Below are 24,481 nucleotides of genomic sequence, written 5' to 3'. Positions count from 1 at the left end.
GAGGAACCACCACCATGGCCGATGAGAAAAAGCTGCTCGACGCCCTCAAGAAGCTGGCGGCCGACCACTACGAGGCAAAGGAACGCGTGCGGGAGCTGGAGTCCGGCGCCCGCGAGCCGATCGCCATCGTCGGCATGGGCTGCCGCTACCCGGGCGGTGTCACCGGTCCCGAACAGCTGTGGGACCTGGTCGCCGCGGGCACCGACGCGGTGGGCGGCTTCCCGGCCGACCGCGGGTGGGAGGCCTTCGACGGGCTCGGCACCTATCGGCGCGAGGGTGGCTTCGTCTACGACGCGGCCGAATTCGACGCCGGCTTCTTCGGCATCAGCCCGCGCGAGGCCCTGGCCATGGACCCGCAGCAGCGGCTTCTCCTCGAGACCTCGTGGGAGGCGATCGAGCGGGCCGGCATCGATCCCCGGTCGCTCGAAGGCTCGGTCACCGGTGTCTTCGTCGGGGCCAGCCACGCCGGGTACGACTCCAGCCTGCCCGCCGACGACCGCACCCTGGACGGCTACCGGCTGATCGGCAACGTCTCGGCGGTCACCTCGGGCCGCATCTCGTACTGCCTGGGCCTGACCGGGCCCGCGGTCACCGTGGACACGGCCTGCTCGTCGTCGCTGGTCGCCCTGCACCAGGCGATGCTGGCGCTGCGCTCCGGCGACTGCTCGATGGCGCTGGCCGGCGGCGTCGCCGTCATGGTCTCCCCGGGCGCGTTCCTGGAATTCGGCAAGCAGGGCGGCATGGCCTCCAGCGGCCGTTCCAAGGCGTTCTCGGAGGACGCCGACGGCATCGGCTGGGGCGAGGGCGCGGGCATGCTGCTGCTCGAGCGCCTGTCCGACGCGCAGCGCAACGGCCACCAGGTGCTCGCGGTCATCCGGGGCAGCGCGGCCAACCAGGACGGCGCCTCCAACGGGCTCTCCGCGCCCAACGGGCCCGCGCAGCGCCGGGTCATCCGGGCCGCGCTGGCCAACGCCCAGCTCTCCGCGGCCGAGGTCGACGCGGTCGAGGCGCACGGCACCGGCACCACCCTGGGCGACCCGATCGAGGCCGGGGCGCTGCTGGCCACGTACGGGCAGGAACGCCCGGACGGGCGGCCGCTGTGGCTCGGCTCGGTGAAGTCGAACATCGGCCACAGCCAGTGCGCCGCCGGTGTCGCCGGTGTCATCAAGATGGTCATGGCGCTGCGGCACGAGGAGCTTCCCCGCACCCTGTACGCCGAGACGCCCACCTCGCACGTCGACTGGGACTCCGGAAACGTCCGCCTGCTCCAGGAGCCGATCCAGTGGCCCGCGGGCGACGAGCCGCGCCGGGCCGGAGTGTCGGCGTTCGGGGTCAGCGGCACCAACGTCCACGTCATTCTCGAGGAGGCCCCGGCTGCGCCCGCCCCGGTCGAGGGTTCGCAGCAGGCGCCGGCCTGGGTCGTGTCCGGGCACAGCGCCGCCGCCCTCGCCGCCCAGGCGGGCCGGCTGCGCGAGCACGTGCTGGCCCACCCGGGCCTGGCCGCCGGTGACATCGCGTGGTCCCTCGCCACGACGCGGGCCGCCCTCGAGCACCGCGCGGTGGTCCTCACCGCCGACCCGGCCGCCCTGGCCGCGGTGGCCACGGGCCAGCCCGCGCCGGGCGTTGTCACCGGTGCCGTCGCGCCCGACGGCGCCGGCAAGACGATCTTCGTCTTCCCCGGCCAGGGCAGCCAGTGGATCGGCATGGGCCGCGACCTCGACTCCCCGGTCTTCAAGGCACGCCTGGCCGAATGCGCCGAAGCCCTTTCCCCGTACGTGAACTGGCAGCTGAACGACGTGCTGGCCGGCCGGCACGGCTTCGAGTCGGCCGATGTCGTGCAGCCCGCCCTCTGGGCCGTCATGGTGTCGCTGGCCGCCGTCTGGCAGGACGCCGGTGTCACGCCCGACGCGGTCGTCGGCCACTCCCAGGGCGAGATCGCCGCGGCCGCCGTCGCCGGGATCCTCTCCCTGGACGACGCGGCCAAGGTGATCGCGCTGCGCAGCAAGGCCCTGACCGCGCTGGCCGGCCGGGGCGGCATGCTCTCGATCGCCGAGCCTGCCGGCACCGTGCGGGCCCGCCTCACCCCGGGCCTGTCGATCGCCGCGGTCAACGGCCCCCATGCCACGGTTGTCTCCGGTGACACGGCCGCCCTGCAACAGCTGGCCGGTTCGCTGGGCGAGCAGGTCCGCCACCGCACGATCCCGGTCGACTACGCCTCGCACAGCGCCCACGTCGACGAGCTGCGCGACGAGATCCTGACCGTGTTGCACGGCATCCAGCCCGGCGAGACCCGCATCCCGATGATCTCCTCGCTGACCGGCGAATGGCTGACCGGCCCCGAGATGACACCGGAGTACTGGTACTCGTCGCTGCGCGAGACCGTCGAGTTCGACCGGGCCGTGCAGGCCCTCGGCCACGGCGTCTTCGTCGAGGTGTCGCCGCACCCGGTGCTCACCCCGGTCATCGACGCCGAGGCGGTCGGCACGCTGCGCCGCGACGACGGCGGCCTCGACCGCCTGCTGACCTCGTTCGCGGAGGCGTACGTGCGCGGCGTCGCCGTCGACTGGGCGGCGCTGATCGGCGGCGGCAACACCATCGACCTTCCCACGTACGCGTTTCAGCGCCGCCGCTACTGGCCGGACGCGCCCGCGGCCGAACGCACCCTGTCCGTGGACGACTGGCGCTACCGCATCACCTGGAAGCTCGCGGCCGACGGCGGCCCGACCGGCCTGACCGGCACCTGGCTCATCGTCGGCCGGGGACCCGATGCCGACCTGCTCGCCCAGACCCTGACCTACCACGGCGCCGAGGTCATCATGACCACGAGCGCCGACCGGCTCGACGCCGCCCTGGCTGCCGAGCTGACCGGTGTCGTGTCGCTGCTCGCCCTGGACGAGACGCCGCTGACCGGACACCCGCTGGTGCCCCGCGGCCTGGCCGGCACGGTCGAGCTGGTGCAGACCCTGGGCCGGCTCGGCGCCACCGCCCCGCTGTGGGTGCTGACCCGCGGCGCCGTGCAAGTCACCGGTGACGAGGTGACGACCAGCCCGGTGCAGACCCAGGTGTGGGGCCTCGGCCGCACGGTGGGCCTCGAACACCCCGAGCGCTGGGGCGGCCTGATCGACCTGCCCCCGGCCTGGAACCCCCGGGCCGGCGCCCGGCTGGCCGCCGCTCTGGCCGACGGCGTGGAGGACCAGGTTGCCGTACGCCCGTCCGGCACCTACCTGCGCCGGCTCGTCCGCGCCGAGGGCCGCCGCTCCGAGCCCGCGCCGTGGAGTCCGCGCGGCACCGTGCTGTTGACCGGCGGCACCGGCTCGATCGGCGTGTGCGTCGGACCGTGGCTGGCCGAGCATGACACCGGTCGCGTGGTCCTGACCTCCCGGTCGGGCCCGTCCGCTCCGGGCGTCGCCGGCCTGTCCGCCACGGTCGCCGCAGCCGGCACCGGAGTCGACGTCCTCTCCTGCGACCTCGCCGTCCGTGACCAGGTCACCGGCATGGTCGACTGGATCGAGGGCTCCGGCCCCGGCCTGTCCACGGTCCTGCACTCGGCCAACACCCCGTTCCTGGCCCGGCTCGACGACACGGACCGCGACGGACTGGCCGCCGCCCTCGGCGCCAAGGCCACCGGCGCCGTCCACCTCGACGAGGCGACCGCCGGGCTGAGCCTGGACGAGTTCGTCATGTTCTCGTCGATCTCGGCCACCTGGGGCAGCAACGACCACGCCGCGTACGCCGCCGGGAACTCCTTCCTGGACGGTCTGGCCGAGGACCGCCGCGCCCGGGGTCTGCCCGGCACGTCGATCGCCTGGGGCGTGTGGAACACCCGCGACTGGGACGCCGTCGACGCGGCGATGTCCCAGGAGCCCGGCCGCGTGACGCCGAACCGGTTGAAGCGCCAGGGCATGAACTTCCTCGACACCCAGAAGGCCCTCAACGCGCTCGGCGAGATCCTGGCCGACGACGAGACGTTCATCGCTCTGGCCGACGTCGAGTGGGACAAGTTCGCGCCGGTCTTCTGCGCCTCCCGCCCACGCCCGCTGATCGAGACCATCCCCGAGGCGCAGGAGGAAGTCGCTCCGGCCCCGTCCCGGGAGGACACCCGCGGCGAGTACGCCACCCGGCTCGCCGGGATGTCGGCCACCGAGCGTCGCCGCACGGTAGTCGAGCTCGTCCGCACCCACGCGGCGGCCGTCCTCGGCCATGACACCGTGGACGAGATCGTGGCCACCCGGGCCTTCCGCGAGCTCGGCTTCGACTCGCTCACCGCCGTCGAGCTGCGCAGCCGCCTCAACACGGCCGCGGGAGTCCGCCTGCCCGCCACCGCCATCTTCGACCACCCCAGCGCCTCCGCCCTGGCCGACGAGATCCTGGCCGAGTTGTTCGGCAGCACCCCCGACGAGATCGTCCCGGTCGCGGCGGGCACGGCCGAACCCATCGCGATCGTGGGCATGGCCTGCCGCTACCCGGGCGGCGTGCGCACCCCCGACGAGCTGTGGCAGCTGCTGGTCGACGGCGGCGATGCCATCGGTGACTTCCCGGCCGACCGCGGCTGGAACGCCGAGGAGCTGTTCGACCCCGACCCGGACGCCGAGGGCTCCACCTACGTCGTCGAGGGCGGCTTCCTCACCGGGGCCGCGGACTTCGACGCCGGCTTCTTCGGCATCAGCCCGCGCGAGGCCCTGGTGATGGACCCGCAGCAGCGTCTGCTGCTGGAAACCTCGTGGGAGGCGATCGAACGGGCCGGCATCGACCCGCGCTCGCTGTCCGGCAGTGCCACCGGTGTCTTCGTCGGCGCCGCCTCGTCGGGCTACATCGCCACCGGGGCCACGGTTCCCGGCGGCGAGGCCCACCTGATCACCGGCAACGCGCTGAGCGTGCTGTCCGGCCGGGTGTCGTACACGCTCGGCCTCACCGGCCCGGCCGTCACCGTGGACACCGCCTGCTCGTCATCGCTGGTCGCCCTGCACCAGGCCGCCCAGGCGCTGCGTTCCGGCGAGTGCACGATGGCGCTGGCCGGCGGGGTCACCGTCATCGCCGACCCGGCCGAGTTCGTCGGCTTCTCCCGGCTGCGGGCGCTCGCCTCCGACGGCCGGTGCAAGGCCTTCGGTGACACGGCCGACGGCATGGGCATGGCCGAGGGTGCGGGCATGCTGATGCTCGAGCGACTGTCCGACGCCCACCGCAACGGCCACACCGTCCTCGGCATCGTGCGCGGCAGCGCGATCAACCAGGACGGCGCCTCCAACGGGCTCTCCGCGCCCAACGGTCCCGCGCAACGCCGCGTCATCCGGGCCGCCCTGGCCAGTGCCCAGCTCTCCGCGGCCGACGTCGACGTGGTCGAGGCGCACGGCACCGGCACCGAACTGGGTGACCCGATCGAGGCCGGCGCGCTGCTGGCCACCTACGGGCAGGAACGCCACGACGACCGGCCGCTCTGGCTGGGCTCGGTCAAGTCGAACATCGGCCACTCGCAACAGGCGGCCGGTGTCGCCGGTGTCATCAAGATGATCCTCGCCCTCCGGCACGGCACCCTTCCCCGGACGCTGCACGCCGGCACCCCGTCGACCCACGTCAACTGGGACACCGGCAACGTGCGGCTGCTGCAGGAGACGGTGGACTGGACACCGGGCGCCCGCCCGCGCCGCGCCGGTGTCTCCGCGTTCGGCATCAGCGGCACCAACGCCCACCTGATCGTCGAGGAAGCGCCGCCCGTCCCGGCCCCCGAGTCACCGGTGACCGAGCCGGGGCTGCCCGTCCTCGCCGCCGGGACACCGGTGACCGCGTGGCCCGTCTCCGCCCGCAGCGCCGCCGCCCTGGCCGGTCAGGCGGGCCGCCTGCGCGAGCACGTGCTCGCCCACCCCGCCCTGGACACCGGTGACGTGGCCTGGTCCCTGGCCACCACCCGCTCGGTCTTCGAGCATCGCGCCGTCGTGCTCGGCACCGGCGCCGCCGGTCTGGCCGCGGTGGCCACCGGCCAGCCCGCCCCCGGCGTCATCACCGGCAGCGTCGCCCCGGGCGGCGCCGGCCGCACGGTCTTCGTCTTCCCGGGCCAGGGCAGTCAGTGGATCGGCATGGGTCGCGAGCTGGCCGAGATGTCACCGGTGTTCCGGGCGCGGCTGTCCGAGTGCGCCGAGGCCCTTTCCCCGTACGTGGACTGGCAGCTCGACGATGTCCTGGAAGGCCGTCACGGGTTCGAGGCCGCCGATGTGGTGCAGCCCGCGCTGTGGGCCGTGATGGTGTCGCTGGCCGCCGTGTGGGAGGCCACCGGTGTCACGCCGGACGCCGTCGTCGGCCACTCGCAGGGGGAGATCGCCGCGGCGACGGTGGCCGGGATCCTGTCGCTGGACGACGCGGCCAAGGTGATCGCGCTGCGCAGCAAGACCCTGGGCGCCCTGGCCGGCCGGGGCGGGATGCTGTCGATCGCCGAGCCCGCCGACGCCGTACGAGCGCGTCTTGACGCTTGGCTCGCCAACACGGCGCCGGTGAGGCGCCCGGACTCCGATCCCGCCGACGCCGAGCCCGCACGTCGTACCCCGGAGCTTTCGATCGCCGCGGTCAACGGCCCGAACGCCACCGTTGTCTCCGGTGACATCGATGCCCTGCAGGCGTTCGCGAACTCGCTGGGCGAGCAGGTCCGCCACCGGATGATCCCGGTCGACTACGCCTCGCACAGCGCCCACGTGGACGAGCTGCGCGACGAGATTCTCACCGTCCTGCAAGGCATCCAGCCGCACGACACCCGGATTCCGATGATCTCCGCGCTCACGGGGGAGTGGCTGTCGGGCCCGGAGATGACACCGGAGTACTGGTTCGCCAGCCTGCGCGAGACCGTCGAGTTCGACCGCGCCGTGCAGACCCTCGGCGCCGGCCTCTTCATCGAGGTCTCACCGCACCCGGTTCTCACCCCGGCCATCAGCGACAGCGCCGACGCCATCGTGGTCGGCACGCTGCGCCGCGACGAGGGCGGCGCCGACCGCCTGCTCACCTCGTTCGCCGAGGCCTTCGTGCGCGGCGCCGAAGTGAACTGGGCCGCCGTCCTGGACCGCGCGACGGTCGTCGATCTGCCCACCTACGCGTTCGAGCACCGCCACTACTGGCCCGAGCTCGACACCTCCCGTACGGACGAGGCCGGGGCCACCGGAGCCGAGGCGGGCTTCTGGAGCGCCGTCGAGGCCGGCGACTCCACCGCCCTGAGCGAGCTGCTCGGCGTGGACCGGGACGACACCACCCTGGGCGCCCTCACCGACTGGCGCCGCCGCGAGCGCGCCGACTCCGCGGTCGCCGACTGGCGCTACCGCATCTCGTGGGCCCCGGTGACCGAGTCCGCCGCCGTTCTGGCCGGAACCTGGCTCGTCATCGGCCAGGAACTCCCGGCCGCCGAGATCACCACCGTGCTCGAATCGCACGGCGCCACCGTCGTCCGGGCCGCCGTCGAGAAGGTCGGTCAGGCCCTGGCCGGCGCGACCGCACTCAGCGGTGTGGTGCTGCTGCCGTCGGGTCTGGCCCGGACGGTCGCCGTGGTGCAGATGCTCGGCCGTCTCGATGTCACGGCCCCGCTATGGGTGCTGACTCGCGGTGCCGTCCGCGCTGCCACCGGTGACACGTCCGACCCGGTGCAGGCGCAGGTATGGGGTCTGGGCGCGGTCGCCGTGCTCGAACACCCGGACCGCTGGGGTGGCCTGATCGACCTGCCGCCCGAGCTCGACAGCCGTACTGCTTCCCGCCTTGCCTCCGTGCTCGCCGGTGTTACGGGCGAGGACCAGGTCGCCGTGCGCCCGAGCGGCGTGCTGGCGCGGCGGCTCGTCCGGGCCGGCCGCCCGATGACCCGGCAGACATGGTCGCCGCGAGGCTCGGTTCTGATCACCGGTGGCACCGGAGGCGTGGGTGCCATCACCGCTCGCTGGGTCGCCCGGCGTGGCGCCCCGAACGTGGTGCTGACCAGCCGCTCCGGTCCCGCCGCGGCTGGGGTGCCGGAACTTGCGGCGTCGATCGCCGGTCTCGGCGCCACCGTGGACGTGGTCGCCTGCGACATCGCCGACCGCGCCGCGGCCGGCTCCCTGCTCGACCGGATCGACGACCTGTCCTCGGTGATGCACGCGGCCGGGGTGGGCGGCCGCAAGCCGGTGGCCGAGCTGACCCAGACCGACCTGACCACCATCCTCGCCGCCAAGGCGGGCGGCGCCACGGTTCTCGACGAGCTGACCGCCGGCCTCGACCTGGACGCCTTTGTGCTGTTCTCGTCGGGCGCCGGTGTCTGGGGCAGCGGCGGCCTGGCCGGTTACGCCGCGGCCAACGCCCACCTGGACGCGCTCTGCGACGACCGCCGCAGCCGCGGCCTCCCGGCGACCTCGATCGCCTGGGGTCTCTGGGCCGGTGTCGGCATGGCCGCTGGTGAGGGCGGCGAGCGGTTGCGCACCTTCGGCATGGAGGGCATCGACGCCGAACGCGGCATGCTGGCCCTCGGCCAGGTGCTCGACGCCGACGAGGGCGCCATGGTGGTGGCCGGCTTCGACTGGCCCGACTTCGTGCCCACCTACACCATGCACCGCCCGAGCCGGCTGCTGGCCGACCTGCCCGAGGCGCGCGACGCCGGGGAGCCGGCCGACCCCGCACCCGCCGGTGGCAGCGAATGGTCCACCCGCCTGGCCGGCATGCCGGTTCCCGAGCAACAGCAGACCCTGACCGACCTCGTACGCGGTCACGCCGCCGCCGTCCTCGGCTACGACTCGGCCGACGACGTCCTGCCGCAGCGCGCCTTCAAGGACCTCGGCTTCGACTCGGCGGGCGCGGTGCAGCTGCGCAACCGCCTGGCCGAGGCGGTCGGCGTGCGGCTGCCCTCGACGCTGGTCTTCGACTACCCCAACGCCGCCGCGCTGGCCGAGCACCTGCGGGGCGAACTCGCCGGCACGGCGCCGGCCCAGGAGACGGTCCAGGTCGTCGCGGCCGCGCTGGGTGAACCCATCGCGATCGTCGGCATCGGCTGCCGCTACCCCGGCGGGGTCACCGGACCCGACCAGTTCTGGGATTTGGTCAGCAACGGCACCGACGCGGTGAGCGGCTTCCCGGCCGACCGCGGCTGGGAGATCTACGACGACCCGTCCGGCCGGCGCGACGCGTACCGCCGTCAGGGTGGTTTCGTCTACGACGCGGCCGAGTTCGACGCGAGCTTCTTCGGGATCAGCCCGCGCGAGGCCCTGGCCATGGACCCCCAGCAGCGCCTGTTGCTGGAGACCTCGTGGGAGGCGATCGAGCGCGCCGGCATCGACCCGCGCTCGCTGCACGGCTCGCCGACCGGCGTGTTCGTCGGGGCCAACTTCTCCGGCTACAGCAACGTGCTCCCGGTCGACGACGAGACTCTGGACGGCTACCGCCTGATCGGCACGGTCTCGGCCGTGGCCTCCGGCCGCATCTCGTACTGCCTGGGCCTGACCGGACCGGCGGTCACCGTGGACACGGCCTGCTCGTCGTCGCTGGTCGCGCTGCACCAGGCCGCGCAGGCCCTGCGTGCGGGGGAGTGCTCGATGGCCCTGGCCGGCGGGGTCGCCGTGATGATCTCGCCCGGGGCCTTCATGGAGTTCGCCCAGCAGGGCGGCATGGCCTCCAGCGGCCGATCCAAGGCGTTCTCCGACGAGGCCGACGGGATCGGCTGGGGCGAGGGCTCCGGCATGCTGCTGCTCGAGCGCCTGTCCGACGCCGAGCGCAACGGCCATGAAGTGCTCGCGGTCATCCGCGGCAGCGCGATGAACCAGGACGGCGCCTCCAACGGCCTCGCCGCCCCCAACGGCCCGGCCCAGCGGCGGGTCATCCGGGCCGCGCTGGCCAACGCCAAGCTCACCGCGACCGACGTCGACGCCGTGGAGGCGCACGGCACCGGCACCACCCTGGGCGACCCGATCGAGGCCCACGCCCTGCTCGCCACCTACGGTCAGGGCCGCCCCGACGACCAGCCGCTGTGGCTCGGCTCGGTCAAGTCCAACTTCGGCCACACCCAGTGCGCCGCCGGTGTCGCCGGTGTCATCAAGATGGTCCTGGCTCTGCAACACGAATCCCTGCCCAGGACCCTGTACGCCGAGACCCCGTCCTCGCACATCGACTGGGACTCGGGCAACGTCCGGCTCCTGCAGGACCAGGTGTCCTGGCCGGCCACCGGCCAGCCGCGCCGCGCCGGTGTCTCGGCCTTCGGGGTCAGCGGCACCAACGTCCACATCATCGTGGAGGAGGCCCCGGCCGCTCCGGCCATCGACGGACCGCCGCCGCAGCCGCGGATCGAGTCCGCGACGCCGTGGGTCCTCTCAGGGCACAGCGCGGCGGCGCTCGCCGGGCAGGCCGGCCGGCTCCGGGAACACGTGCTGGCCCACCCCGCGGCTGATCCTGGTGACATCGCCTGGTCGCTCGCGACCACCCGCGCCGCCCTCGAGCACCGCGCCGTGGTGCTCCACGCCGACGCGGCCGGACTGGCCGCGGTGGCCACCGGCCAGCCCGCCCCCGGGGTCGTCACCGGTTCGGTCGCTCCCGACGGCGTGGGCAAGACTGTGTTCGTCTTCCCGGGTCAGGGCAGTCAGTGGATCGGCATGGGCCGCGATCTCATGTCACCGGTGTTCCAGGCGCGCCTCAAGGAGTGTGCCGAGGCCCTTTCCCCGTACGTGGACTGGCAGCTCGACGATGTTCTCCAGGGCCGGCACGGGTTCGAGGCCGCCGACGTGGTGCAGCCCGCGCTGTGGGCTGTGATGGTGTCGCTCGCGGCGGTGTGGGAGGACGCCGGTGTCACGCCGGACGCCGTGGTCGGCCACTCGCAGGGCGAGATCGCCGCGGCGGCCGTAGCCGGGATCCTGTCCCTGAACGACGCCGCCAAGGTGGTCGCCCTGCGCAGCAAGACGCTTCGCGCGCTGGCCGGTCGGGGCGGCATGCTGTCGATCGCCGAGCCCGCCGACGCCGTGCGAGCGCGCTTCAACGCCACGCCCGCGGATTCGTACGCGGGGAAGCTTTCGATTGCCGCGATCAACGGCCCGAACGCCACCGTTGTCTCCGGTGACATCGAAGCCCTGCAGGCATTCGCGGACTCGCTGGGCGAGCAGGTGCGCCACCGGATGATCCCGGTCGACTACGCCTCGCACAGCGCCCACGTGGACGAGCTGCGCGACGAGATCCTGACCGTCCTGCAAGGCATCCAGCCCCGCGACAACCGGATCCCGATGATCTCCTCGCTCACCGGGGAATGGCTCAGCGGCCCCGAGATGACACCGGAGTACTGGTACTCGTCGCTGCGCGAGACCGTCGAGTTCGACCGCGCCGTCACCACCCTCGGACACGGCGTCTTCGTCGAGGTCTCGCCGCACCCGGTGCTGCTCCCGGCCCTCGACGCCCCGGCCGTGGGCACGCTGCGCCGCGACGACGGCGGTTCCGGCCGCCTGCTGACCTCGTTCGCCGAGGCCTACGTCCGCGGTGTCACCGTCGACTGGGCCGCGCTGATCGGTGGCGGCGCCACAGTCGACCTGCCCACCTACGCCTTCCAGCGCCGCCGCTTCTGGCCCGAGACCCCCGCCGTCGAGCGTTCCCTGTCGGTCGACGACTGGCGCTACCGCATCACCTGGCAGCTCGGCGCCCAGACCGGCCCGTCCGCCCTGACCGGCACCTGGCTGCTGGTCGGCGACAGCCCCGACGCCCCCGAGATCGCCGACGCGCTCACCGCCCACGGCGCCACGGTGGTCCGGACGTCGCTGGACGACATCGCGAACGCACCGGCCGGCGTCACCGGTGTCGTGTCGCTGCTGGGCTTCGACAGCTCGCCCGACCCCGACTACCCGTGGGTGCCGCGCGGCACCGCCGACACGCTGACGCTGGTGCAGGCGGCGATCCCGGCCCCGCTGTGGGTGCTCACCCGCGGCGCCGTCCAGACCTGCGACGACGAGGTCACCACGAGCCCGGAGCAGACCCAGCTCTGGGGCCTGGGCCGCGCGGTCGGCCTGGAACACCCCGACCGCTGGGGCGGCCTCATCGACCTCCCGGCCCGGATCGACGCCACCGCCGGCGCCCGCCTCGCCAAGATCCTCTCCGGGGGTCACGAGGACCAGGTCGCCGTCCGTGACTCCGGTGTCTTCCTGCGCCGTCTGGTCCGGGCCGAGACCCGCCCGGCCGAGCCGGAGACCTGGTCGCCGCGCGGCACCGTGCTGCTGACCGGCGGCACCGGATCGATCGGCGTCTGCATCGGACCGTGGCTGGCCGACCACGCCACCGCCCGTGTCGTGCTGACCTCGCGATCCGGCCCGTCCGCGCCGGGTCTGGCCGGTCTGGCCGCCACCGTGGCCGGGGCCGGCACCGCCGTCGAGGTCGTCTCCTGCGACCTGGCCGAACGCGAGCAGGTCGACGGCATGGTCGCCTGGATCGAGGAGTCCGGCCCCGGCCTGTCCACGGTCCTGCATTCGGCCAACACCCCGTTCCTGGCCCGGCTCGAGGACACCGATGTCGAGGGACTGGCCGCCGCGCTCGGGGCCAAGGCGGCCGGCGCCGTCCACCTCGACCAGGCCACTGCCGCCCTCGACGTGGACGAGTTCGTGATGTTCTCGTCGATCTCGGCCACCTGGGGCAGCAACGACCACGGCGCCTACGCGGCCGGCAACTCGTTCCTGGACGGCCTGGCCGAGGACCGCCGCGCCCGGGGCCTGCCCGGCACGTCGATCGCCTGGGGCGTCTGGAACACCCGCGACTGGAACGCGGTGGACGCGGCGATGGACCAGGCGCCGGGCCGCGTGACACCGAACCGCCTGCTGCGTCAGGGCATGAACTTCCTCGACACCCAGAAGGCCCTCAACGCCCTCGGCGAGGTCCTGTCGGACGACGAGACGTTCATCGTCCTGGCCGACGTCGAGTGGGACAAGTTCGCGCCGGTCTTCTGTGCCTCGCGGCCGCGCCCGCTGATCGACACGATCCCCGAGGCGCGGGACGAGGTGGCGCCGCCCGCGGCCGGCGACCAGCGCAGCGAGTTCGCCGCGCAGCTGGCCGCCATGCCGGCCGGCGAGCGCAGGCACACGCTGGTCGAGCTGGTCCGCACCCATTCGGCGGCCGTCCTCGGCCACGACACCGTCGACGAGATCGTGGCCACCCGGGCCTTCCGCGAGCTCGGCTTCGACTCGCTGACCGCGGTCGAGCTGCGCAACCGGCTGATCGGCGTCACCGGCGTACGGCTGCCGGCGACCCTGGTCTTCGACCACCCGAGCCCCGAGGCGATGGCCGACTTCCTGCTGACCCAGGTGTCCGGCACCGAGCTGGTGGGCCACACCGCGGTTCTCGACGAGTTCGAGCGCCTGGCGGCCGGCCTCACCGCACCGGACGACACGGCCCGGGCCGAGATCGTCGCCCGTCTGGAGGCGCTCACACAGCGTTTCCGGGGTCTCCGAGACGACGAGGGCGCCGACGAGCGCGCGCTCGACGACGCCACCGCCGACGAGATGTTCGATCTTCTCGCCGACGAGCTCGACGACCCCGATTTCGACTGACCTCTCCGTCGGTCCCGAAACCCATTCCCGCACCAGGTCGAAGGGTGATAGCGCCATGCAGAACGAGGACAAACTCCTCGACTACCTCAAGCAGACCACGGCGAAGCTCCGCACCACGCGAGCCCGCCTGCGTGAGGTGACGGAGCGGGAACGCGAACCGATCGCGATCGTGGGGATGGCCTGCCGCTACCCGGGCGGGGTCCGCAACCCCGAGGACCTGTGGAAGCTGCTGGCCGCGGGCGGTGACGCGGTCGGTGGCTTCCCGGCCGACCGCGGCTGGGACCTGGAGTCCCTGCTCGACGCCGATCCGGACGCGACCAACACCAGCACCGTGGGCCAGGCCGGGTTCATCTCGGGGGCGGGCGACTTCGACGCCGCGTTCTTCGGGATCAGCCCGCGCGAGGCGCTGGCCATGGACCCCCAGCAGCGGCTGCTGCTGGAGACGTCGTGGGAGGCGATCGAGCGGGCCGGGATCGACCCGGCCGACCTGCGTGACAGCGCGACCGGGGTGTTCGCCGGGGCCGCGCCGTCCGGCTACGCCACCTCGGGCGGCGACATCTCCGGCTCCGAGGCGCACCTCATCACCGGCACGGCGATGAGCGTGCTGTCCGGCCGGGTCTCGTACGCCCTCGGACTGATCGGCCCGGCCGTCTCGGTCGACACCGCCTGCTCGTCGTCGCTGGTCGCGCTGCACCTGGCCATCCAATCGCTGCGCACCGGCGAAAGCTCGCTCGCGCTGGCCGGCGGCGTGACCGTCATCGTCAACCCGGGCGAGTTCGTCGGCTTCTCGCAGCAGAACGCGCTCGCCTCCGACGGCCGCTGCAAGGCGTTCAGCGCCGACGCCGACGGCATGGGCCTGGCCGAGGGCGCCGGCATGCTCGTCCTCGAACGGCTTTCCGACGCCCGCCGCCACGGCCGCCAGGTGCTCGCCGTCATCCGGGGCACCGCGGTCAACCAGGACGGCGCCTCCAACGGGCTGTCCGCCCCCAACGGTCCCTCGCAGCAGCGGGTCATCCGGGCCGCGCTGACCAACGCCCGCCTCACCACCGGCGACGTCGACGTGGTCGAGGCGCACGGCACCGGCACCACGCTGGGCGACCCGATCGAGGCGCAGGCGCTGCTGGCCACGTACGGGCAGGGCCACCCGGCCGACCGTCCGCTGCTGCTCGGCTCGATCAAGTCGAACATCGGGCACGCCCAGCAGGCCGCCGGTGTCGCCGGTGTCATCAAGATGGTGCTGGCCATGCGGCACGGCGTCGTGCCACCCACGCTGCACGCCGCCGAGCCGACCCCGCATGTGGACTGGTCGGCCGGAAACGTGAGCCTGCTGCAGGAGGCGGCCGACTGGCCCGCGGGCGAGCAGCCCCGCCGCGCCGGTGTCTCCGCGTTCGGCATCAGCGGCACCAACGCGCACGTCATCCTCGAAGAGGCGCCCGCCGAGGAGCCCCCGGTCGTGACACCGGTGGACACCCCGGTGCTGAACAGCGTCGCCACGCTCCCGTTCCCGGTCTCCGGCCGCTCCGGCCCGGCCCTGGCCGAGCAGGCGGGCCGGCTCCGCGAGCACGTGCTGGCCCGTCCCGGCCGGTCGCTGCCCGGTCTGGCCCACGCACTCGTCACGACCCGCAGCACCTTCGAGCGGCGCGCGGTCGTGCTCGGCAGCGACCACTCGCACCTGGCCGCCGGTCTGGCCGCGGTGGCCACCGGCCAGCCCGGCATCGGCGTCGTCACCGGCGAGGTGCCCTCGACCGGCCTGGGCCGCACGGTCTTCGTCTTCCCGGGCCAGGGCGGTCAGTGGATCGGCATGGGCCGCGAGCTGGCCGAGGTGTCCCCGGTCTTCCGGGCCCGTCTCGACGAGTGTGCCGAGGCGCTTTCCCCGTACGTCGACTGGCAGATCGACGACGTCCTGCAGCGCCGGCACGGTTTCGCCTCGGCCGACGTGGTGCAGCCCGCGCTGTGGGCCGTCATGGTCTCGCTGGCCGCCGTGTGGGAGGCGGCCGGGGTCAAGCCGGACGCGGTCGTCGGCCACTCGCAGGGCGAGATCGCCGCCGCGGCCGTGGCCGGGATCCTGTCGCTGGAGGACGCGGCCAAGGTCGTGGCCCTGCGCAGCCGGACGCTGACCGCGCTGGCCGGCCGGGGCGGCATGCTGTCGATCGCCGAACCGGCCGACACCGTGCGGGCCCGGCTCACCCCCGAGCTGTCGATCGCCGCGGTCAACGGCCCGAACGCGACAGTTGTCTCCGGTGACACGCACCTGCTGCACGAACTCGCGGGCTGGCTCGGCGACGAGGTCCGCCACCGCATGATCCCGGTCGACTACGCCTCGCACAGCGCCCACGTCGACGAGCTGCGCGACGAGATCCTCACTGTCCTGCAAGGGATCGAGCCCCGCGAGGCCCGGATCCCGATGATCTCGGCGATGAGCGGCGCCATGCTGGCCGGCCCCGAGCTGACCCCCGACTACTGGTACGCGTCCCTGCGCGAGACCGTCGAATTCGACCGGGCCATCCGCACCCTGGCCGCGAGCGGGCACGGCGTCTTCCTCGAGATCTCCCCGCACCCCGTGCTCACGCCCGCCATCACCGACACCGTCGACGCGGTCGTGGTCGGCACGCTGCGGCGCGACGACGGCGGCGCCAACCGGCTGCTGACCTCGTTCGCCGAGGCCTACGTGCGCGGTGTCCCGGTCGACTGGACGACCCTGCTCCCGTACGGGACGGAAAGCCGCGGGATCGAGCTGCCGACCTACGCCTTCCAGCATCGTCACTACTGGCCCACGTTCCCCGACGCGGTGCTCCGGACCATCCGCGACGGCGTGGCCGACTGGCGGTACCGCATCGCGTGGGAGCCCGTCACCGGGTTGCCGCCCGCCGTGCCCGCGGGCACCTGGCTGGTCGTCGACCGCGGAGCCCGCCCCGACGTGCCCCGCGCGCTGCGGGACAGCGGAGTCGACGTTCGCGTGCTCGACATCGAGACCGCCGACCGCGCCACCCTGACCGACATCGTGCGGGCCAACGGCGACGTCACCGGTGTGGTCTCGCTGCTGGCCCTGGACGAGACGCCGCTACCGGGCCACGAGACCGTGCCGAGCGGGCTGGCCGGCACCACGGCCCTCCTGCAGGCCCTGATCGACGCCGGTGTCGACGCCCCGCTGTGGGTGCTGACCCGCGGCGCGGTCGCCGCCCGGCCCGGCGAGACGCCGAGCGTGGCCCAGGCCGAGGCGTGGGCGCTCGGCCAGACGGCCGGCCTCGAGCACGCCCAGCAGTGGGGCGGCCTGATCGACCTGCCGGCCGAGCTCGACGCGACCACCGGTGACCGGCTGGCCGCGCTGCTGGCCGGCGGCCCGGCGGTCGAGGACCAGGTCGCGCTGCGCGGCCCGGACACCCTGGCCCGGCGGCTCGTCCGGGCCCCGCGACCCGCGGCGGCCACGGACGGCACGTTCGCACCCCGCGGCACCGCCCTGATCACCGGCGGCACCGGCCTGATCGGCGGACGCACGGCCCGGCTGCTGGCCGGGCGGGGCGCGCCCCGGGTGGTGCTGGCCAGCCGCTCCGGCCCGGCCGCGGCCGGAGTCGCGACACTCACGGCCGAGCTGGCCGGCGCCGGCAGCACGGCCGAGGTCGTCTCCTGCGACGTCGGCGAGCGCCGGGCCCTCGGCGAGCTGCTCGACCGGATCGCCGCGACCGGACCGCAACTGTCCACCGTCGTCCACTCGGCGGGCGTCGGCCACGGCGCCCCGGTCGTCGTGCTGACCGCGGGCGGCCTGCGGGAGGCGTCCGCGGTGAAGGTCGGCGGCGCCGTCCACCTGCACGAGCTCTGCCTGGAGCGCGACCTCGACCTGGACGCCTTCGTGCTGTTCTCGTCGGGTGCGGCCACGTGGGGCAGCGGCCTGCTGGCCGGATACGCCGCCGCCAACGGCGCCCTGGACGCGCTGGCCGAGCGCCGCCGCGCGGCCGGGCTGGCCGCCACCTCGGTGGCCTGGGGCCTGTGGGGCGGCGGCGGCATGGGCGCCGGCGACGCGGGCGACCAGCTCAACGGCAACGGCATGCGCACGATGGCCCCCGAGCGTGGCATCACCGGCCTGGCCCAGGCGCTCGACGACGGCGACGGCCTGATCGCCATCGCCGACATCGACTGGGACCGTTTCGTGCCGGTCTACACACTGCACCGGCCGAGCCCGCTGCTCGCGGCTCTGCCCGACGCGCTGCGCATCCTGAACGAGGACGCGGCCTCCCTCGACAGCACCGACGGCGCCGAGCTGCCGCGCCGGCTGGCCACCCTGCCGCCCGCCGACCGCGAGTCCGCCCTCGTCGACGCCGTGCGCTCCGAGGCGGCCGTCGCCCTGGGCTACACCGACGCCGAGGACATCGACCCCGACGAGGCGTTCCGCGACATGGGCTTCGACTCGGTGATGGCGGTCGCCCTGCGCGACCGGCTGCGCGAGCTGACCGGCCTGCGGCTGCCCTCCACTGTGGTCTTCGACTACCCGTCGGTCACCGGCCTCTCGGTCCACCTGGCCGGCCAGCTGTTCGGCGCACCCACTGCGGCCGCCGCGCCGGTCGCCGTGCGCCGCCCCGCGCCCGCGGACGACGACCCGATCGTCATCGTCGGCATGGGCTGCCGGCTGCCCGGCGGCGCGGTCACCCCCGAGCTGCTGTGGAAACTGCTCCACGACGGCACCGACGCGATCAGCGGTTTCCCCGCCTATCGAGGCTGGGACATGCGGACTGTGTACGGGCAGGAGGGTGGCTTCGTCCACGAGGCCGGCGACTTCGACCCGTCGTTCTTCGGCATCGGCCCCCGCGAGGCGCTGGCCATGGACCCGCAGCAACGGCTGCTGCTCGAGACCTGCTGGGAAGCCCTGGAACGTGCAGGCATCGACCCCGGCACCCTCAAGGGCTCCCGTACGGGCGTGTTCGTCGGCGGCTGGATGCAGCTCTACACGTCGGCCGTCGTGGCCAGCGAGGACAGCGTGCTCGACAGCACCCCGGTCAGCGACGGCGGCGCGGTGCTCTCCGGCCGCGTCTCGTACGTGCTGGGCCTGGAAGGACCGTCGCTCACCATCGACACCGCCTGCTCGGCCTCGCTGGTCGCCCTGCACCTGGCCGCCCAGTCGCTGCGGACCGGCGAGTGCGATCTGGCCCTGGCCGGCGGCGTCACCGTGATGTCGGACTCGGGCGCGTTCGGCTTCGGCGCGGCCCTCGGGCTCTCCGAGAACGGCCGCTGCAAGGCGTTCTCGACCACCGCCGACGGCATGGGCATGGGCGAGGGCGCCGGAATCCTGGCCGTCGAGCGGCTGTCCGACGCGCGCCGCCTCGGGCATCCCGTGCTGGCCGTCGTCCGCGGATCCGCCGTCAACTCCGACGGCACGTCCAACGGCTTCACCGCCCCCAACGGCCCGTCCCAGCAGCGCGTGATCCGGGCCGCCCTCGACTCCGCGGGCCTCACCCCGGACCAGGTCGACGTGGTCGAGGCGCACGGCACGGGCACCGTCCTGGGTGACCCGATCGAAGCCGGTGCGGTCCTGGCCACGTACGGGCAGAACCGCCCCGACGACCGCCCGGTCTGGCTCGGCTCGATCAAGTCGAACATCGGCCACGCCCAGGGCGCCGCCGGTGTCGCGGGCATCATGAAGATGGTGCTCGGCATGCAGCACGGGGTCTTGCCGCAGACCCTGCACGTCACCGAGCCGTCCTCCGAGATCGACTGGGAGTCGGGCGCGGTCCGGCTGCTCACCGAGGCCCGGCCGTGGACGACCCTCGACGGCGCCCCGCGCCGGGCCGGCATCAGCGGCTTCGGCATCAGCGGCACCAACGCGCACGTCGTCATCGAGCAGGCGCCCCCGGCCGCGCCGGTCGAGCAGCCCGCGAAGGCATCCCTGCTCAGCCCGGGCGTCGGCGTCACGGCCTGGCCGCTGTCCGGTCGTGGCCCGGCGGCCCTGAGCGGACAGGCCGAGCGGCTGCGCTCGCACGTCTTCGACGCGACCCCGGCCGAGGTGGCCTACAGCCTGGCCACCCGCCGCAGCACGTTCGCCAACCGGGCCGTCGTCATCGGCACCGACCACGCGTCGTTCACCGACCGGCTCGGCGCGGTCGCCGAGGACCGCCCCGACGCGCTGGTCGCCGTCGGCGCGATCCCCACCGGCGGCCGCGGCCGGACCGCGTTCGTCTTCCCCGGCCAGGGCAGCCAGTGGGCCGGCATGGGCCGTCAGCTGCTGACCGAGTCGCCGGTGTTCGCGGCCCGCTTCGCCGAATGCGCCGCCGCGCTGCGCCCGCACGTGTCCTGGGACCCGTACGAGGTGCTGGCCGGCGACGACCTCGACGGCGCCGCGGTCCTGCAGCCGATGCTGTGGGCGGTCATGGTGTCGCTGGCCGCCGTCTGGGCCGAGGCCGGCGTACGTCCCGACGTGGTCGTCGGCCACTCCCAGGGCGAGATCGCCGCGGCCACCGTCGCCGGCGCGCTCTCCCTGCCCGACGCGGCCCGGGTCGTCGCCGTCCGGGCCCACGCACTGACCGGCCTGGGCCTGCAAGGCGGCATGCTCTCGGTCGTCCTGCCGGTGGCCCGCGTACGGGAACTGCTCGAACCGTTCGCCGACCGGCTCTCCATCGCCGCCGTCAACTCGCCCGCGGCCACGGTCGTCTCCGGCGACCCGGCCGCCCTGGCCGAATTCGAGCGGGTGCTGCGCAAGCGCAAGGCGATGCGCTGGCGGGTGCCGGTGACCGACTTCGTCGCGCACTCCCGCCTCTGCGAACCCCTCGAGGCCACCCTGCCCGGACTGCTCGCCGGCATCGAACCCCGGCCGGGTGAGGTCCCGTTTTTCTCCACAGTGCACGGACGGGTCGTCGACGGCACCGAACTGGGCCCGGCCTACTGGTACGCCAACGTTCGCAGCACGGTCCGCTTCGCCGACGCCGTCCAGGCCCTGACCGCGTCCGGGCACCGCAGCTGGGTCGAGGTCTCGGCCCACCCGGTGCTGCTCACCGCCATCGAGGAAGGCCTGGCCGAGCGCACCGACGTGCCCGCACCCGTGCTGGTCGACACCCTGCGCCAGGACGACGGGGGAGCGGAGCGGCTGCTGCGCTCGTTCGGCACCGCGTTCGTCAACGGCCTGCCGCTGGACTGGACCGCCGTGCTGCCCGCCGCGCCCCGGGCCGACCTTCCCACGTACGCCTTCCAGCACCGCCGCTACTGGCCCAAGTTCGCCGCCCCCGCCGTCACCGACGTGGTCGCCGACTGGCGCTACCGCATCACCTGGGAACAACTCGACTCGCCGTCCGGTCCGGTACCCACCGGCACCTGGCTGGTCGTCGGCTCGGGTTCCGAAGTGGCCGGCGCCCTGCGGGACAGCGGCATGGACATCCGCGTGCTCGACATCGAGACCGCCGACCGGGCCACGCTGGCCGACGTCCTGCGGGGCGCCGGTGACATCGCCGGCGTGCTCTCGCTGCAGGCCCTGGACGAGACTCCGCTGCCCGGCGCGGGCCGCGTGCCCGCCGGGCTGGCCGCCACCACCGCCGTCATCCAGGCCGTGGTCGACAGCGGCCTGGTGATCCCGGTCTGGGTCCTCACCCGGGGCGCGGTCGCCGCCACGCCGGGCGAGGTGCCGAGCCTGGCCCAGGCTCAGGCGTGGGCCCTGGGTCAGACCGCGGGCCTGGAGAACGCCAAGCAGTGGGGTGGTCTGGTCGACCTGCCCGAGAACTTCGACGCCACCACGGGCGCCCGGCTGGCCGGCATCCTCGCGGCCGGCACCGAGGACCAGGTCGCGCTGCGAACCTCTGGTGCGTACGGGCGGCGTCTGGTTCGTGCTCCCCGTACGGCTCAGGGCTCGTACCGGCCGAAGGGAACCGCCCTGATCTCCGGCGGCACCGGCTGGATCGGCTCCTGCACCGCCCGGCTGCTGGCCGAGCGCGGCGCCCCGCGGGTGGTGCTGACCAGCCGCTCGGGGCCGTCCGCCCCGGACGTCGCCTCGGTCGCCGCCGGACTGGCCGCGCTGGGCAGCGCGGTCGACGTCGTCACCTGCGACGTCGGCGACCGGCCCGCGGTCGGCGCGCTGCTCGACCAGCTGACCGCGACCGGGCCCGCGGTGTCGACCGTGGTTCACTCGGCCGGCATCGGCCACGGCGCCCGGATCGCCGACCTGACCGCCGAGGGCCTGGAGGAGGCGGCCGCCGTGAAGGTCGGCGGCGCGCTCACCCTGCACGAGCTCTCCGTGGAACGCGACCTCGACCTGGACGCGTTCGTCATGTTCTCGTCCGGGGCGGCCATCTGGGGCAGCGCGTACCTCGGCGGCTACGGCGCGGCCAACGCGGCCATGGACGCCCTGGCCGAACGGCGCCGGGCCGGCGGTCTGGCCGCCACCTCGGTGGCCTGGGGCCTCTGGGGCGGCGGCGGCATGGCCGTGGGACAGGCCGAGAGCCTGCTCACCGGCACCGGCCTGCCGCTGATGGACCCCGAGCGCGGTCTCGAAGGACTGGCCCAGGCCCTGGACGACGACGAGACCCGGCTGGTCGTGGCCGACGTCGACTGGCCGCAGTTCGCCACCCTCTACACGCTGCACCGGCCCAGCCCGCTGCTGGCCGTGCTGCCCGACGCCCAGCGTGTCCTCAACCCCGAGGACGACGTCGAGGACACGGCCCTGGCCTCCTCGGCCGCGGGCCGGCTGGCCGCCCGGCTCGCCACCCTGTCGTCGGTGCCCGAACAGCAGGCGGTCCTGCTCGGCATCGTGCGCGAACACGCGGCCGACGTCCTCGGCTACGACGACGCCGAGGCGATCCAGCCCGACGCCACCTTCCTCGAGCAGGGCTTCAACTCCCTGTCCGCGGTCGAGCTGCGCAACCGGCTGGCCCAGGCCACCGGCCTGCGCCTGACCGGCCCGCTCATCTTCGACCACCCCACACCGGCCGAGGCCGCCGCCTATCTGCACGAGCGGGTCACCGGCGACCCGGGCCGGTCGGACGAGGACAAGCGGGCCACTCCCCGCTTCTCCCTGGACACCGCCGAGGAGGAGAAGAACGAGCTGGCCACCCTCTACATGCGGGCGTTGCGCGAGGGCAAGGGCGTCGACGCCATGCGCATGATCACCAGTCTGGCCCACTTCCGGCCGTCGTTCACGAGCGCGGCCGAGCTGGCCACGATCCCGCCGCTGGTCGGGCTGACCCGGCGCCCGGCGGGCTCGGACGGGCCCACGCTGGTCTGCCTGCCGTCGTTCGGGGCCAGCGCCCACGCCCAGGAGTTCGCCCGGCTGGTGCAGGGCTTCGGCACCCCACGGCACGTCGTGGCCGCGGTGATCCCCGGCTACACCCCGGGCGAGCCGGTCGCGGCCGATCCGACGGCGCTGCTCGACCTGTGCACCGAGAGCTTCCTGGCCACCGAGGACCTGGGCCCGTACGTGCTGGTCGGCTACTCGTCCGGCGGGCTGATCGCGCAGGTTCTGGCGGCCCGCCTGACCGAGCGGGGCCGGCCGCCCGCGGCGATGGTGCTGATCGACAGCTTCGCCCCGCAGATGGCCGGCGTCCCCGACGAGATCATCGGCGTGCTCCCGGCCGCCGTGCTGACCAACAACGCCGAAGGCATCGACGCGGGCGGCATCGGCGGCGACGACTGGCTGACCGCGCTCGCCCACTACTACGACTACGACTGGCGCAGCCACCTGCCGTTCATCGACGGCGTGCCGACGCTGATGATCCGGCACGCCGGCGAACCCGGCACCACACCCGGCGAGGACGGCGCGATCGACGCCCCCTGGGGCTTCTCGGGCGACATCACCAATGTGGTCGTGCCGGGCGACCACTTCACGATGATCGCCTCGCACGCCGCCACCACCGCGCAGGCCGTCGAATCCTGGCTCGACACCCTCATGGAGGACGCAAACGATGACTGACCGTCAGAGAACGATCGCCGTGATCGGCGCCGGAGTCATGGGCACCAACATCACCGCGCTGGCCCTCGGGCACGGCGTGGACGTCACCCTCGTCGACATCGACGAGAGGATCTTGACCACGGCGGCCCGTACGATCCGCCAGAAGGTCAAGCACGCCCAGCTCATGGACGTGCTCCCGGCCGGCCGGCCGCGCGGCGCGCTGACCACCACCACGTCCCTGGCCGACGCGTCCGGCGCCACCACGGTCATCGAGGCCGTCGTGGAGGTCACCGAGGTCAAGCAGAAGGTGCTGACCGAGGTCTCGGGCCTGGTCGCCCCGGGCACCCTGCTCATCTCCAACACCTCCTGCATCCCGGTCGACGAGATGGCGGGCTGGGTCACCCGCGGCGACGAGCTTGTCGGCGTCCACTTCATGAACCCGGCGTACATGATCAAGATGGTCGAGGTCATCCGCGGCACCGGCACCAGCGACGCCACGATGGCCGCGGTCACCTCGCTGCTGACCGAGCTGGGCCGCGACGCGCTGGTGGTCAACGACGCGCCGGGCTTCGTCATCAACCGGCTGCTGCACCCGCTGATCAACCGCGCGGCCCGGCTCGTCCAGGAGGGTGTCGCCTCCGCCGAGACCGTGGACGGACTGCTCGAGGGCTGCCTCGGCCACCGCACCGGACCGCTGCGCACGGCCGACCTGATCGGCATCGACAACCTCGTCGACTCGCTCGTCGTGCTCCACGACCGTACGGGCGACCCCGAATGCGACCCCTGCGAGCTGATGCTGCAGAAGGTCCGCGACGGCGAGCACGGCCGCAAGACCGGCCGCGGCTTCTTCGACTACCGCTGAAAGGGCATGGACCAATGACCACTCTGGACTCCGTCGAGAAGGACCTGACCGCTTTCCTCCTGCAGCGCACCGGCGCCGAACCCGACCCCGAGGCCGACCTGTTCGCCTCCGGCATGATCTCGTCGATGTTCGCCATGGAACTCGTGGTGCACCTCGAGGACGAGTACGACATCGAGATCATCGGCTCCGAGCTGAACCGGAACAACTTCCGCAGCATCCACGCCATGACCGCGCTCGTGCTGCGGCTTCGTGACGCGGCGGACGAATGAG

The 24,481-nt window shown here is 73.8% G+C and carries 3 protein-coding genes and 1 pseudogene; all 4 read left to right on the top strand.

The annotated features are described in order from the left end of the window. Positions 1-14 precede the first annotated feature (14 nt). The 4 genes and pseudogenes from ACZ3I4_RS46210 (at position 15) to ACZ3I4_RS46195 (ending at position 24,480) form a co-directional block, all read left to right on the top strand. Complete coding sequence (locus ACZ3I4_RS46210; RefSeq protein WP_465388539.1) at positions 15-13,493, top strand: type I polyketide synthase; 13,479 nt, start codon at positions 15-17, stop codon at positions 13,491-13,493. A gap of 70 nt (positions 13,494-13,563) precedes the next feature. Further along, positions 13,564-23,370, top strand: a pseudogene (locus tag ACZ3I4_RS46205) (SDR family oxidoreductase); the annotation flags it as partial. Continuing rightward, positions 23,363-24,211, top strand: a complete 849-nt coding sequence (locus ACZ3I4_RS46200) for a 3-hydroxyacyl-CoA dehydrogenase family protein (protein WP_465388538.1) — start codon at positions 23,363-23,365, stop codon at positions 24,209-24,211. The pseudogene ACZ3I4_RS46205 and the gene ACZ3I4_RS46200, both read left to right, overlap by 8 nt. Before the next feature lie 14 nt (positions 24,212-24,225). Continuing rightward, the gene (locus tag ACZ3I4_RS46195) at positions 24,226-24,480 is read left to right on the top strand and encodes a phosphopantetheine-binding protein (protein WP_465388537.1); all 255 of its coding nucleotides are present in this window, start codon (positions 24,226-24,228) and stop codon (positions 24,478-24,480) included. Position 24,481 lies beyond the last annotated feature (1 nt).

This window comes from Actinoplanes sp. NPDC021490 (assembly GCF_055562135.1).
Note: the sequence above shows the minus strand (reverse complement) of the source record. Positions and strands in the feature narration are given on the sequence as shown.

What these genes read in the sequence shown, in the direction of transcription:
- ACZ3I4_RS46210 (WP_465388539.1), top strand. Translation starts at nt 15, where the DNA reads ATGGCCGATGAGAAAAAGCTGCTCGACGCCCTCAAGAAGCTGGCGGCC.
- ACZ3I4_RS46200 (WP_465388538.1), top strand. Translation starts at nt 23,363, where the DNA reads ATGACTGACCGTCAGAGAACGATCGCCGTGATCGGCGCCGGAGTCATG.
- ACZ3I4_RS46195 (WP_465388537.1), top strand. Translation starts at nt 24,226, where the DNA reads ATGACCACTCTGGACTCCGTCGAGAAGGACCTGACCGCTTTCCTCCTG.